This window comes from Myxococcus virescens (genome assembly GCF_900101905.1).
GTDB lineage: Bacteria > Myxococcota > Myxococcia > Myxococcales > Myxococcaceae > Myxococcus > Myxococcus virescens.
The window spans coordinates 21,858-34,919 of record NZ_FNAJ01000024.1 but is presented as its reverse complement, the minus strand read 5'-3'; the positions used below and the strand labels follow the sequence as shown (position 1 = coordinate 34,919).

Genomic DNA, 13,062 nt, shown 5'->3' with positions numbered 1-13,062 from the left:
GCGTAGGGAAGCAACGCCCCATGTCCGCCACCGCCCAACTGCTCGAAACCGTCCGGAAGGAAGCCAAGCCGGGAATCTGGTCCAACGGCGTGAACCTCGCCCGCTCCGGAGCCGTGGTGCTCCAGTCCCAGAAAGGGGGCGAGCTGGAGCTGAGGGTCCGCGCCAAGGGGCGCCCGGTCGCCCTCACGGTCGTCCTGTACCCGAACGACGACGCCTGGGAGTGCGACTGCCCCAGCCAGGTGGACCCCTGTGAGCACGTGGTGGCGGCGGCCATCTCCATCCAGCAGGCGGAGAAGCAGGACACGCCCATGGAGACGGCGGCCACCCGCTGGGCCCGCGTCGTCTACCACTTCACCCGCGCGGACGGCGGCCTGGAGCTGCGCCGCTCCATCGTCCAGGTGGACGGCACGGAGACGCCGCTGGAGGGCAGTCTGACGTCGTTGATGGCCCGACCCGCGGAGGCCGCGAAGCTCCAGGTGGAGAACGCGGACCTGCTGGCCGACCGCATCCTGGAGCAGCGGCGCACCCGTGGCACCCTGGCGCCGGAGACGCTGGAGGCGGTGCTCAAGGTGCTGGAGTCGGCGCGCAACGTGCTGCTCGACGGGCGCCCGGTGGCGGTGTCCGACGAGCAGGTGCTGCCACGCGCGGTGGTGGAGGACCGCAGCGGCCAGATTGTGGTGACGGTGAGCAAGGACCCGCGCGTCCAGGAGGTGGTCAGCCCCGGGGTGGCGCTCGCGAGCGATACGCTGGTCCGCCTGGGCGAGACATCCATGTCCGGCCCCTGGTTGCAGCACCTGCCCATCGTCCGCACGTACTCGGCGGACCACCTGGGGGACCTGACCTCCAAGATCATGCCCGAGCTGGGCCGCCGCCTGCCGGTGGAGGTCCGCAGCAAGCGGCTGCCGCGCCTGGACCGCGAGCTGAAGCCGCGCATCCTGCTGGAGCTGAACCAGCTCGACGCCGGCCTGTCCGTGCTGCCCACGCTCGTCTACGGCGCGCCGCCGGTGGTGCGCATCGACAACGGGCGCATGGTGTACCTGCGCGGCGCGGTGCCGCTGCGCGACGAGGCCGCCGAGCAGCGCCTCATCCACCAGCTGCGCGACGAGCTGAACCTGGTGCCCGGCCGACGGCTGACGGTGCAGGGATCGGAGATGGTGCGCTGGGCGGACAAGCTGCGGCGTTGGCGCGGCGACCTCGCCGGTGACGCGGCGGGGCTGGTGAGCCCCGACGTCAAGCTGCGCCCGTCGCTCCACCTGGAGTCCAGCGTCACGGGGCAGGGCGTCCCCGACGTGCGCTTCCAGCTCTCCTTCCAGGTGGAGGGAGCCAAGGGCGAGGTCAAGGACGTGGACGCCGCCGCCGTCATCCGGGCGTGGACGGAGGGGCTGGGGCTGGTGCCGCTGGACGGTGGTGGCTGGGCGCCGCTGCCCCGGGCCTGGCTGGACAAGCACGGTCAGCGCGTGGCGGACCTGCTCAACGCGCGGCAGGAGGATGGGAAGGTCTCCAACCACGCGCTGCCGGAGCTCACCGCGCTGTGCGAGACGCTGGAGCAGCCGCCTCCGCCGGGCCTGGACCGGCTGGCGCCGCTCATCTCCGGCTTCGAGAAGCTGCCCCCGCCCGAGCTGCCCGCGGAGCTCAACGCCACGCTGCGCCAGTACCAGCTCCAGGGCGTCAGCTGGCTGGGCTTCCTGCGCGGCGCGGGGCTGGGCGGCATCCTGGCGGACGACATGGGTCTGGGGAAGACGCTCCAGACGATTTGCGCCCTGGGGCCCGGGTCGCTCGTGGTGTGCCCCACCAGCGTGCTGCCCAACTGGGCCGCGGAGCTGAAGCGCTTCCGTCCGTCGCTCAAGGTGTGCGTGTACCACGGGCCCGGCCGCGCGCTGGAGCCGTCCGCCGACGTGACGCTCACCACCTACGCCATCATGCGCCTGGACGCGGCGGTGCTCGGCGCGAAGACGTGGGACTCGCTGGTGCTGGACGAGGCGCAGGCCATCAAGAATCCGGACAGCCAGGTGGCGCGCGCGGCCTTCGGGCTCAAGGCGAACTTCCGGCTCGCGCTCAGCGGCACGCCGTTGGAGAACCGGCTGGAGGAGCTGTGGAGCCTCATGCACTTCACCAACCCGGGCCTGCTCGGGGGGCGCAAGCACTTCGAGGAGAAGATTTCGCGGCCCATCTCCGAGGGCCGGCAGGACGCGGCCGAGGGGCTGCGGCGCCGCATCCGCCCCTTCGTGCTCCGGCGTCTGAAGCGGGACGTCGCGCCCGAGCTGCCGCCGCGCATCGAGTCCGTCATGCACGTGCAGATGGATGAGCGTGAGCGCTCCGTCTACGACGCGGTGATGGCGGCCACGCGCAAGGAAGTGGTGGCGCTGCTGAACGAGGGCGGCAGCGTGCTCAAGGCGCTGGAGGCCCTGCTGCGGCTGCGTCAGGCCGCGTGTCACCCCGCGCTCGTTCCGGGCCAGCGGGCGAACACGTCATCCAAGGTGGAGACGCTGGTGGACGCGCTGGAGACGGCCGTCTCGGAAGGCCACAAGGCGCTCGTCTTCTCGCAGTGGACGTCGCTGCTGGACCTCATCGAGCCGCGCCTGAAGGCGGCGGGCATCGGCTTCGGCCGGCTGGACGGCACCACGGCCAACCGCGGCGAAGTCACCGAGCGCTTCCAGTCCCAGGAGGGCGAGCCGGTGCTGCTCATGTCCCTCAAGGCGGGCGGCACGGGCCTCAACCTCACGGCGGCGGACCACGTCTTCCTGGTGGACCCGTGGTGGAACCCGGCGGCGGAGGCGCAGGCCGCGGACCGCGCCCACCGCATCGGTCAGGAGCGCACGGTGATGGTGTACCGGCTCGTGTCCCAGGGCACCGTGGAGGAGCGCATCCTGGGGCTCCAGGAGAAGAAGCGGGCCATCTTCGAGGCGGCCTTGAGCGAAGCCGCCGCCGCGACGGCCATCACCCGGGAAGACCTGCTCGAACTCTTCTCGTGACGCGCGCAGTCCTTCTCTTCGCAGTGGGGTTCCTCACGATGCTTCCCGAATCCGCCGACGCCCGGCCCCAGGCCGCCGCCACGCTGCACGCGCTCATCCAACAGGAGTGGCAGTACCAGTTGGAGCACAGCCCGACGTACGCGTCGGTGCAGGGCGACCGGCGCTGGAATGGCCGCTGGGATGACCTGAGCCTCGAGGCCATCGAGGCGGACCACCAGCACAACCTCCAGGTGCTCGCGAAGCTGAAGACGGTGGACCGCAAGGCGCTCTCCGCCGCGGACCAGCTCAACTACGACCTGTTCCGCCGCGACTACGAGACGTGGGTGGAGGAACACCGCTTCAAGACGTACCTGATGCCGGTGAATCACATGGGCGGCATCCCGGAGGGCATCAAACAGCCGCCGGGTGTGCAGACGGCCTACCAGCTCGCGGACAACCTGCGCTTCGAGACGGTGAAGGACTACGAGGACTGGGTGGCCCGGCTCCAGGGCTTCGGCGCCTACGTGGACCAGGTGCTGGCCCTGCTGCGCGAGGGACTGCGTGAGAAGCGCATCCACCCCCAGGTCGTCCTCCAGCGGATTCCGCCGCAGGTGGCGAAGCAGCTCGTGGCGGACCCGTCGGACAGCGGCTTCTTCGCGCCGTTCCGCCGCTTCCCCAAGGGCATTGCCTCCGCGGAGCAGCAACGCCTGTCCGCGGCGGGCCGCGCGGCGATTTCGCAGGGCGTGCTCCCCGCGCTGAAGCGCTTCCACCAGTTCCTCACCGAGGAGTACGTCCCGAAGGGCACGGAGGCGGTGGGCATCTGGCAGTTGCCCGACGGCGCGGAGCTGTACGCCTTCCTCGCGCGCAAGTTCACCACCACCGGCCTGGGCGCGGAGGAGATTCACGCGCTCGGCCTGGCCGAGGTCCAGCGCCTGCGCGCGGAGATGGAGGCGGTGAAGGCCCAGACGGGCTTCAAGGGCACGCTGGCGGAGTTCTTCCGCTTCCTGCGGACGGATGCGCGCTTCTACGCGCGGGACGGGGAGGAGCTGCTGATGCGCTACCGGGCTTTGTCCAAGCGCATCGACCCGTCGCTGGTGCGCTTGTTCAAGACGCTGCCCCGGCAGCCCTATGGCGTGGAGCCGACGCCGGAGGCCATGGCTCCGGACGCGACCACCGGCTTCTATTACCCAGGGGCGTCGGATGGCTCACGGCCGGGAACGTACCTGGTGAACCTGTACCGGCCAGAGACTCGCCCCCTGTGGGAGATGGTGCCGCTCACGCTGCACGAAGCCGTGCCCGGTCACCACCTGCAGACGGCCCTGGCCGCCGAGCAACCCGGCCTGCCCGAGTTCCGCCGCTACGGCTACTACGTGGCCTATGGCGAAGGCTGGGCGCTCTATTGTGAGACGCTGGGCGACGAGCTGGGCCTGTACACCAGCCCGTACGACAAGTTCGGCCAGCTGGCCTACGACATGTGGCGCGCGGTGCGGCTCGTCGTCGACACCGGCATGCACGTGAAGAAGTGGACGCGGCAGCAGGCGCTCGACTTCTTCATGGAGAACTCGCCGCGCCAGGAGCTGGACACCACCAACGAGATTGACCGCTACATCGCCTGGCCGGGGCAGGCGCTGGCGTACAAGGTAGGGCAGCTCAAGATTCGCGAGCTGCGCACACGCGCGGAGCAGGCCCTGGGCTCGGGCTTCGACGTGCGCGAGTTCCACGACGTCGTACTGCTCGACGGCGCCCTGCCGCTGGACATCCTCGAGGCGCGGGTGCAGGCGTGGGTCCAGGCGCGGCAGCGTGGGGCCGCCGCGCCCACGCCTCAGCGCGCGGACTGAGGCGCGCGCGGCGTCACGGCGCGGGCGCGGCTGTTGTCAGCCGGCCATGCTTCTTCATCACCTGGATGAGCCGTTCCTGGGGCAGTCCGAAGACGCGACTGCCCTCCGCACCCGTCATCGTGTCGGAGGCCAGCATCGAGTTGAGGATGGCCTCCTGCGTGGCCTGGATGGTGGCCTCGAAGAGCGGCGTCATCCGCTCGTTGTCGAGCGTCGACACGCTGGCCACGGCCGTGCCCGCGGGCGGCTTCAGGCGCTGCGTGGAGAAGGCCACGAAGATGTCGCCGGAGGAGTTGCCTCCCAGGCCACCCATCTTCCCGATGCCCAGCGGCACGCGCTTCGCCAGTCGCTCCAGTTGATGCGGCAGCAGCGGTGCGTCTGTCGCCACCACCACGATGATGGAGCCGGCGCCCTCGGGCGTTCGAGGCTGGGTGTCGCCGCGCGACGCCGAGCAGGGCGGCACGTCCTTGAACATGCCGGGGCTCGGCTTCTTGGGCCCGGTGTAGCAGGGGCGCAGGTCGTTGATCTCCTCGCCCACCGGCACGCCCTCCACGGTGAAGAGGTGGCGCGCGCCGTAGTTGCACTGCAATAGCACGCCCACGGTGTAGCCCCCCTCCGATTCGGGCAGCTTGCGAGACGCCGTGCCGATGCCGGCCTTGAAGCTGTGACACACCATCCCCGTGCCGCCGCCCACCGAGCCCTCCGCGACGGGACCGCTCCTGGCGCTGTCGAGCGCGCGGTGGGCGTGCGTGGCCTTCACGTGAAAGCCGTAGATGTCATTCAGCAGGCCATCCCACGTCTCCGCGACGATGGGCAGCCCCAGCTCCCACTCCAGCCCTCGCTTCATCGCCCAGGCGATGACGGAGTCGCGCACGGTGCCCACGTCATTGGTGTTGGTGAGCATGACGGGGCCAGCGAGCTGGCCGGACTCGGTGAGCCAGTGGGAGCCTGTCATCTCGCCATTGCCGTTGAGGGCGTAGATGGCGGCGAAGACGTCCTCGGACACGCCGTTCTTGCCGCGAGGCAGCACGGCGGTGACGCCGGTGCGCACCGCGCCCTTGCCGCGCGGGCCACGGGTGTCACCCGAAATCAGCGTCGTGTGGCCCACCTCCACGCCGGACACGTCGGTGATGGCGTTGTTCGGGCCGGATTGGCCGCCGAAGGTGATGCCCAGGTCGCGGGCGCGGGGCCTCGCCTGGGTTGACTGTGCTTCCGCTGGAAAGGAGCACAGCAACAGACAGGACACGACGCCCAGGCGCAAAGGGAGACGGAACGGGTTCATGGCGTGTCTTCATATCGCGATCCGCTTCGGGCCCCCAACGGGTGGTCCCGTCTGGCCATGTCCGCTGTCTCCCTGCCAGTATCTCCCTGAGTCCCCTCACCGTCGGGAGGCTGTCGGGCTGCACATGGCCGAACATGAAGACCTTGATGCGTTGTGGCGCAAGGCGCGGCCGGATGACCTCGCCTCGTTGCGGCGGCTGGATGCCGCGCTGGTGCGTTCCGGCTACCAGGTGGAAGGAAAGACGGTGCGCGAGTGGATTGCCGCGCTCGCCGGAGACCGCATCCGCTGGTTCGACGGCAGGGATGCACATGACCGCGTGTGCCAGGCGGGGCTCGCGGCGGTGCCCGCGCTCATCGAGGCCCTGGCGCGGGCGGACCAGGAGGCTTCCTGGCAGGCCACGCGCAACATGCTCGGGCAGTGCGTCGCGGCGCTGGGCACCATCGACCCGCTCCCCACCTGTGCGATTCCGGCGCTCCTCGACGTGCTCCGCCAGCCCGTGGCGCGGGTCCGGCGAATGGCGTTGGCGGTGCTGACGCGCATGCGCCCACGCGCCACCCCCATGGCCCTGCGCGCCGTCCTGCCGTGTCTCAAGGAGCGGGGTGACGCGCCGACGCGGCAGCACGCGGCGCAGGTGCTGGCGGCGATGCAGGACCCGTTGCCGGAGGAGGTTCGCGTCGCCGCGCTATCGCTGCTCGGAGATGCCCACCGCGCGGTGCGCCGGGAGGGGCTCCATGTCCTCGCTCGCTTTCCGCGCGATGAAGAGGTCCTCACCGCGCTTGAAGAGCAGGCCATCGTGGACGATGAGAATCGGAACGAGGCCCTGCGCGTGCTGTCGCTGCTGGCGCCGGCCCGAGCGATTACAAGACTGCTCGAAGTGGCGAGTAGCGCGAGGTCGCGTCGGCAAGAAGACGGGCCGCCTCCGCCTTCCTGGCGGGGCCCGCTCGGTGAGACCCGACGGCTCGAAGATGGGAAGCGAGCCCTCTTGTTCATCGCCCGGCTGGGCGTCCGGGGCGCGGAGGCGCTGGCGCCGCTCGACGCGCTCCGGTCCGTCGAGGTCCTGGCACCCTATGTGGACGCCGTCATGGACGACATCACGCGCGCGGTGCTGCGACAGCAAGCGCCGCCCTTGAGGACGGACCGTTTCCAGGAGCCGCTCTGCGCCGCGCTCTTGACGGATGTGGCGTGGCCCGCCGAGCGCACCGAGGAGCCGTCCCTGGCGCTGCGCCCGTGGCTCGAGTCCCTGGCCGCCTTCGGTACGGAGGTGGAGGTGCGCGTGGCGCTCGCCGCCGCGAGGCGTGTGCTGTGGCTGTGGGAGTCCCAGGACCCGAACAACGACTGGTCGCGCCGCGCGGTCATGGCCATGGACCGCTGGCTCTGCGAGCCCTCGGAGGAGCACGCGGCGCAGGTGGCCGAGGTGGGAAATTTCACCCCCAGCCAGTTCTGCGCGCCGGATGCCTTCTCCGCCGCCTGGGCGGTGAACTACGCCTGCGGGTGTGTCCCTCGGCCGTCCGCGCCCGTCGCCTCGCGCCGGACTGAAGAGGACCCCCTGGGCGCGTGCGTCCATGCCGCGTGCCGGGCGCTGAGCCGCCGGTCGGTCATCACCTTCGCGCTGGGCGCCAGCGAGGAGTCTCCGGAGCCGCTCAGCCCGCCTGTGTCGGCACGCGAGGTCCATCGCGCCATCGTGGACGAGGTGCTGCCCTGGGCCTGTGGTGCCTGGGACCCCGTGAAGGACACGCCACGGCTGCGCAAGGCGCTGCGCGCGGACGGCTGGCGCATCCCCAGCGCGCCCTGACTTCACGCGTCCGGCTGTCCGCGGGTGTGCAGTGTCCGTGAGACCGCCGGACCGGGAAGTGTGTGCTCGCCTGACGCTGACGCAGGTGAATGCCCCCGAGCGCGCGTGTGGTCCACGGAGGCAGGTGACAACCCGCTGGCCACAGGCCTGAGGTCCGGCCCCGTGATTCATGGGGCGTCCATGGCGTGGAGGGCAGGGGGCGGAGTCCAGCGGTGGTGGGCCGCCCTGCTGTGGGGGGCGTGTGTCCTGCTGGCGGGCGTCGTCCGCGCGGACGGGTGGCACGTGGAATACGACGCGCCGGTCCCTCTCTTCCTCGACCGCAGCTACATCCTCGACTCCCCCAACCGCATCCGCCGTCATGGGGCGCCGGACTCCCCGGAGAAGCTCATCTTCGAGGCGCAGGTGGCGCCCAACCTCTTTCTGCCACAGCTCCATCACGGAGACTTCACGCGGCCCGGCGGTGAGTATTTCCTGTCGCTCATCATCACCCCGGCGGTGCAGTTGCGCATCGTGGACACGGCGAGCGACCCCGCCATCCCGCCGTCCTTCATCGCGAAGGCGACGTTCCAGGTGGCGCACCTGCGACCGCTGGCGAAGCCTCGGGCAGAGGGCGCGGCGGTGCGGGGACTGGCGCTCGCGCTCAACGTCATCGTGGCGCACTACTCGAATGGGGAGTCCGGGTGCTTCTACAGCAACCAGACGCGCGGCGAATCCGGGTGCACGCCGTCGGAAGGACAGCTGCCGCTGAACGAGGTGTCCGGCAGCTTCACGACGAACCTCTTCCGCATGGCGTTCCACAGCCGGCTGGCTTTCGACGTGGAGCCGGACCTGCGCAACGCGTGGTTGGTGGGCGGGTTCGCCGCCTTCGAGCTGAACACCTCCGTGGGCCCTGGCCGCATCACCCGCGCCCAGCGGGTCGTCTACGGTGACGGACACTGGGCGGCCGGCGTCATGGGCCAGCGCACGTGGAGCAACCACCGCTTCCCGTTGGAAGTGTCCGTGTCGCAGCCCTTCGGGGAGACGCCCTCGCAGCGGGCCACGTGGAAGGCTGAGTTCGGCGTCTACCCCCGGTGGGGCGCGGGCTTCGGCGTCTTCGCGCGGTACGTGAAGGGACAGGACTACTACAACATCCTGTTCCTGGAGCCCGTGGCGCTGTGGCAGTTCGGGCTCGCCTTTGAACTCAACCCCGGCGCGCGACTGCGGGCGGCCGAGGAAGGTCGGCCGCCCGGATTTCCTTGAGCCGCTTCAGGGCAGGCGCGCGTCGAGCCACGTCAGGTGCGCGTCGATTGTCTCCGCCACCGCCTGTGGCTGGTCCGACGCGCTGGGGTCCGTGTAGGGATTGCCAATCTCCTTGTGCTGCCACTTCACCCAGGTCTGCTTGTACCAACCCCAGTCGAGGTTCGTGCCCGTCGAAGGCGGGGTGCTGCCCGCGTAGCCGGAGAAGGCGCGGATGCCCGTGGCGGGAGCGACCTCCTGGCCTCCCACCACGTGGAAGATGTGGAGCCGGTCGCGGCGGGGGAACTGGGCCGTCAGGTTCGTGGCCCACGCGCCATAGAAGGTGCCCCAGGGTCGCACGGGGTTGTTGATCTTGCTGTCGAAGGTCCCCAGCTCCCCCTGGCTGTTGCGGCACACGCCGTCGAATGACGACACGTAGAGGTCGATGCCGTCGAGCGCCGTGTTCGCGCGGAGCGCTTGCGCCACGCGCATCATCAAGCATCCACCGCGAGAGCTGCCCGCCAGGTAGATGGCGCGCGTCTCCGGACGGACCTGCGCCTGGAGCCAGTTCGAGAAGCCATTCACGATGCGCTGCTTCGTGTCGCTGTCGAACAGGTGGTCGAAGTTGGCGTCGTTGACGACGGACAGGTACGTCTTGCCGCTGGGAAACAAACCCAGGGCGCGCAGCTTCATGGCCAGCGAACGGCCGTCCAGGTTCACGTTGGGACAGGAGACGCTGTCACAGGACGCATCCCAGTTGGAGGCCTGCCCGGTGACGCCGCTGGAGTGGCCACTGCTCGAAATCTTCTGGCCCGCGGACATGAGGACCAGGGCCTCGCGCACGGCAGGCGCGTCCACCTCCGCGATGCGGATGTTGTGGAGCGCGATGTCAAGAGCGCCCGCCGCGCGGAAGTGCTCGAACCCCGCTGCCGCTTGATAGGCCCCCGAGCCGTTCCTGTAGACGACACGGCGGGACACCACCGTCTGGCTGCTGCCGCTGGGATACGTCAGCGCCTGGGCCTGGGTGCCCTCGGGTTCGGGCGCGGACGGGGCCGGCTCCATGGGGCCCCCGCAGCCCGCGAGGGCACCTGTGAGCAGCAGGGCCAGGTTCAGCCTGGAGAAGACACGACGAGCGACGCGTTCGGTGCGGACCATGGTGTGCTCCGAGGGCGGAGGGAGGTGCATCGGCACGCCCTGGGCACGCCCCCCTGGGCCCAGGGCGAAGTCGAACTGCTCAGGGCACGCTCACGGTGGCTCGGGCCAGGGCGAGCCAGGAGCTGCGCCGGCCCGGGGCCTCACCCCGGTGGGTGCTGATGGGCGGCGCGCCCGGCAGCGCGACAGCCAGGGACACGCCTTCACCGTCCCGGTATTTGCGGATGCGGTGGTTCTGGTCGTCGGCAAGGAAGGGCAACAGGGGCGCGCGCATGGCCGACTTCTAACTCACGGGACGGTGAAGGTTGGCTGCTTTCCCAGTCTAGAAAGCCTCGCCCACGTTCAAATAGAAGCTGGGTTCGTTTCCGTAGGCGATGTCGAGCCGGAGATTGACGGGAACGTCTGTCATGGGGGCGAAGCGCAGCCCGACGCCAGCCGCGGGTTTGATGTCACGCAGGTCGAAGTCGCGTGGGCTGCGTGCCACCGTCGCCGCGGAGACGAAGGCCACGCCGCCCAGTCGCCAGAAGAGGGGCGCGCGGTACTCAACCTGAGCCCCCAGGTGCTGGCGCTCGCGGAAGCGCCCCTCCAGGTAGCCTCGGCTCAACTCCATCCCACCCAACCTCCCCGTGTCATAGAAGGGCGGTTCACCGTCGCGCAGGTCGACGAGCCCTTGCATCGCGAGAACGTGCCGCTGTCCCCACGGAAGTGTGAGGTAGCGCCGGACATCCAGCCGCAGCACATCAAAGACGTAGTCGGAGCCCCACGCGTCCCGGGCCCGGCGCAGGTTGAGCCGCGCCATCAGGCCTGTCACCGGATTGAGCGTGTTGTCCCGCGAGTCATAAAGGGCGGTGAGCCCGAACTGAACCGTCGAACCGCCCTCGGCGCCCGTCATGCGCCGCACCGCCCCGTCCTCCGCGACATAGGTGAAGCGCGCGTGCTGATAGCGCACGGTGGGGCCGACATAGAGGCGGGGGGCGATGCGCCACTTCGGACTCAGTTCAAGCTCGAAGAAGATGGGAGTGAAGTCCTCCTCGTCCTCCGTCCGCGTGCGTGCGCCCATGCCGAAGAATCGGTCCGGGAAGCGCGCCGCGCTGGCGGTGGCCGTGAGGTTCAGCCGGTCGTCGAGCAGATTCACGTCCGGCTGGAGGAGGAGGGTGAACTGGCCACGGGTGCTCGCGGCGGCGGCCAGCATCACCTGGGACTCCCTGCCGCCTCGCGACGCCGGGGGCTGATAGATGAGCGATGCCGCGCCGCCCAGGAGGAAGCTCGTCTCCGGCTGGTAGGCGGGCAGCACGAAGGGGACGACGCTGAAGCGCCCCTCCGGTGCTTCCTCGGGAGAGGCCACGAGCAGGACGCCGAGCACGGCCGTGAGGAGCGGTGTCATGGCGGGGCCTCAGACGTTTTCGTCGAGCCAGTCGAACAGGCGCGCTTCGGCCAGCGCCGTGGACGCGGCCTGACAGTGCAGGGGCGCGGCCTCTTCGTGGGTGAACATCATCAGGTGCTTGGGGCCCCGGAGCGCGTCGTAGAGCTTCTGGGATTGGCCCGGCGAGGCATCCTCCGCCTCGCCCTCCATGATGAGCACCGGGCAGCGAATGCGGTCGACGATGGCCTCGTTGGTGAACTCCTCCAGCTTGCGGAAGAGCTCCGACGGCGACCGGGCGCCATGCTTCCAATACACGTCACGCAGCCAGTACTGGGCGGTGGGCCAGCGGTCCGCGAGCGCGGTAATCGCCTGGTCGAACTGCTCCGGGTGTGACTTCAGCAGCGCCAGCGAGCCTGGGAGGAAGCGGTTGAAGTGCGAGCTGGTGGACTCCCACCAACTGAGGACGCCGGGGTTGGCGATGCACAGGGCGATGCGAGGCTCGAACGCCGCCGCACGAGGCGCCAGTGCGCCGCCGAACGACAGGCCCATGAGGAGGATGCGGCGAGGGTCCACCCCGCTGATGCGCTCGGCCGCATCCACCACGGGGCTGACGGCCTTTTCCCAATCCGGCCGGAAGCTCAGCCGGTGTTCCCGCAGCGAGCGGCCCTGGCCTGGGCCGTGGAACATGAGCACGTGGTAGCCGCGCCGGGTCGCGCCTTCCCAGACCCACTTCGTCTCCTCCGGCCAGGCATGCAGCCCCTGGTGGAGGAGGATGACGGGGGCGCTGGGCTTCGCGTGCGGCGAGCGCACGAAGTACGCCGCCAGCGTGGTGCCCTCGTAGGGGATGGCCAGCGGCTGAATGTCGTAGCCGAGCAGCCCGTTCGACTTCTCGAACGTGGTGGCCGCCTGACGCGTCACCTCGAGCGTCCGCGGGTCCTCCAGGTCCGTGTAGTGCATCGTCGCCGCGCGGTAGTAGTTCGCCGCGCGCGCGTAGGCCTGGCCGGCGCTCAGCAGGTGGCCCTTGGCCTCAGCACCCTGGGCGTGGCCGTGGACCCGCCGCGCCGTCTGGATCCACGCCTCGAACCAGCTGCGCTCGTCCCCGGGCTGGATGCGGCTGGCCGTCTCCAGCACGTCCCCCACGTCGCTCTGGCCATGGGTGGCGTGGCTGAGGAACCAGAGCACCTGGTTGTCCATCAGCCCGTCCCCCGTGAGGCGGATGTCGTACCAGGCGTCGCCTCGGGGGTTGATGCCCTGCACGTCCTTGGACACCGGTGCCAGCGCGCTCCGCAGCCCCAGCGCCGCCGCCGCGCCGCCGGCAAACAGCCCCGCTCCCATCAGCACGCCTCGTCGAGAGGGGCTTCCTGCGGTACGTTCGCCTTCAGGCTTGACCATGGGATTCAATCTCCTGGGTTAATCAGTTGATTGAATCAATAGATTTAAAGTTGCCCGCGCCTGTCAAGCGTCGGCGCGGA

At 70.0% G+C, this 13,062-nt stretch carries 9 protein-coding genes; 4 read left to right on the top strand and 5 right to left on the bottom strand.

The window, feature by feature from the left end; translation table 11 throughout:
* The first annotated feature begins 20 nt into the window (after window positions 1-20).
* Window positions 21-2,972: a DEAD/DEAH box helicase gene (locus BLU09_RS35450; RefSeq protein WP_090495578.1), complete on the top strand. Its 2,952-nt coding sequence runs from the start codon at window positions 21-23 to the stop codon at window positions 2,970-2,972.
* A 38-nt stretch (window positions 2,973-3,010) separates the two neighbouring features.
* Window positions 3,011-4,789, top strand: a complete 1,779-nt coding sequence (locus tag BLU09_RS35445) for a DUF885 domain-containing protein (RefSeq protein WP_244172310.1) — start codon at window positions 3,011-3,013, stop codon at window positions 4,787-4,789.
* Window positions 4,790-4,802: 13 nt separating this feature from the next.
* On the opposite strand, the gene BLU09_RS35440 is transcribed toward BLU09_RS35445, so the two are convergent.
* Window positions 4,803-6,068: a DmpA family aminopeptidase gene (locus tag BLU09_RS35440; RefSeq protein WP_090495576.1), complete on the bottom strand. Its 1,266-nt coding sequence runs from the start codon at window positions 6,066-6,068 to the stop codon at window positions 4,803-4,805.
* 124 nt (window positions 6,069-6,192) lie between these two features.
* Between BLU09_RS35440 and BLU09_RS35435 the strand changes: the two genes are divergently transcribed.
* On the top strand, window positions 6,193-7,860 hold the full coding sequence (locus tag BLU09_RS35435) for a HEAT repeat domain-containing protein (protein WP_090495575.1): 1,668 nt from the start codon (window positions 6,193-6,195) through the stop codon (window positions 7,858-7,860).
* Window positions 7,861-8,040: 180 nt separating this feature from the next.
* Window positions 8,041-9,099: a hypothetical protein gene (locus tag BLU09_RS35430; RefSeq protein ID WP_244172309.1), complete on the top strand. Its 1,059-nt coding sequence runs from the start codon at window positions 8,041-8,043 to the stop codon at window positions 9,097-9,099.
* Window positions 9,100-9,105: 6 nt separating this feature from the next.
* Here BLU09_RS35430 and BLU09_RS35425 read toward each other — a convergent pair whose 3' ends face one another.
* The 4 genes from BLU09_RS35425 to BLU09_RS35410 all read right to left on the bottom strand — a co-directional run bounded on the left by BLU09_RS35425 (window position 9,106) and on the right by BLU09_RS35410 (window position 12,925).
* The gene (locus tag BLU09_RS35425; RefSeq protein WP_244172308.1) at window positions 9,106-10,230 is read right to left on the bottom strand and encodes a hypothetical protein; all 1,125 of its coding nucleotides are present in this window, start codon (window positions 10,228-10,230) and stop codon (window positions 9,106-9,108) included.
* Between the two features lie 79 nt (window positions 10,231-10,309).
* On the bottom strand, window positions 10,310-10,501 hold the full coding sequence (locus BLU09_RS35420) for a hypothetical protein (protein WP_090495572.1): 192 nt from the start codon (window positions 10,499-10,501) through the stop codon (window positions 10,310-10,312).
* A 48-nt stretch (window positions 10,502-10,549) separates the two neighbouring features.
* On the bottom strand, window positions 10,550-11,611 hold the full coding sequence (locus BLU09_RS35415; protein WP_090495571.1) for a BamA/TamA family outer membrane protein: 1,062 nt from the start codon (window positions 11,609-11,611) through the stop codon (window positions 10,550-10,552).
* Window positions 11,612-11,620: 9 nt separating this feature from the next.
* The gene (locus tag BLU09_RS35410) at window positions 11,621-12,925 is read right to left on the bottom strand and encodes an alpha/beta hydrolase family protein (protein ID WP_244172307.1); all 1,305 of its coding nucleotides are present in this window, start codon (window positions 12,923-12,925) and stop codon (window positions 11,621-11,623) included.
* Window positions 12,926-13,062: the final 137 nt, after the last annotated feature.

Bases quoted from the DNA above. Each gene is read 5' to 3' on its own strand.
- BLU09_RS35445 (WP_244172310.1), top strand. From the start codon at position 3,011: ATGCTTCCCGAATCCGCCGACGCCCGGCCCCAGGCCGCCGCCACGCTG.
- BLU09_RS35425 (WP_244172308.1), bottom strand. From the start codon at position 10,230: ATGGTCCGCACCGAACGCGTCGCTCGTCGTGTCTTCTCCAGGCTGAAC.
- BLU09_RS35440 (WP_090495576.1), bottom strand. From the start codon at position 6,068: ATGAACCCGTTCCGTCTCCCTTTGCGCCTGGGCGTCGTGTCCTGTCTG.
- BLU09_RS35430 (WP_244172309.1), top strand. From the start codon at position 8,041: ATGGCGTGGAGGGCAGGGGGCGGAGTCCAGCGGTGGTGGGCCGCCCTG.
- BLU09_RS35415 (WP_090495571.1), bottom strand. From the start codon at position 11,611: ATGACACCGCTCCTCACGGCCGTGCTCGGCGTCCTGCTCGTGGCCTCT.
- BLU09_RS35435 (WP_090495575.1), top strand. From the start codon at position 6,193: ATGGCCGAACATGAAGACCTTGATGCGTTGTGGCGCAAGGCGCGGCCG.
- BLU09_RS35420 (WP_090495572.1), bottom strand. From the start codon at position 10,501: ATGCGCGCGCCCCTGTTGCCCTTCCTTGCCGACGACCAGAACCACCGC.
- BLU09_RS35450 (WP_090495578.1), top strand. From the start codon at position 21: ATGTCCGCCACCGCCCAACTGCTCGAAACCGTCCGGAAGGAAGCCAAG.
- BLU09_RS35410 (WP_244172307.1), bottom strand. From the start codon at position 12,925: ATGGGAGCGGGGCTGTTTGCCGGCGGCGCGGCGGCGGCGCTGGGGCTG.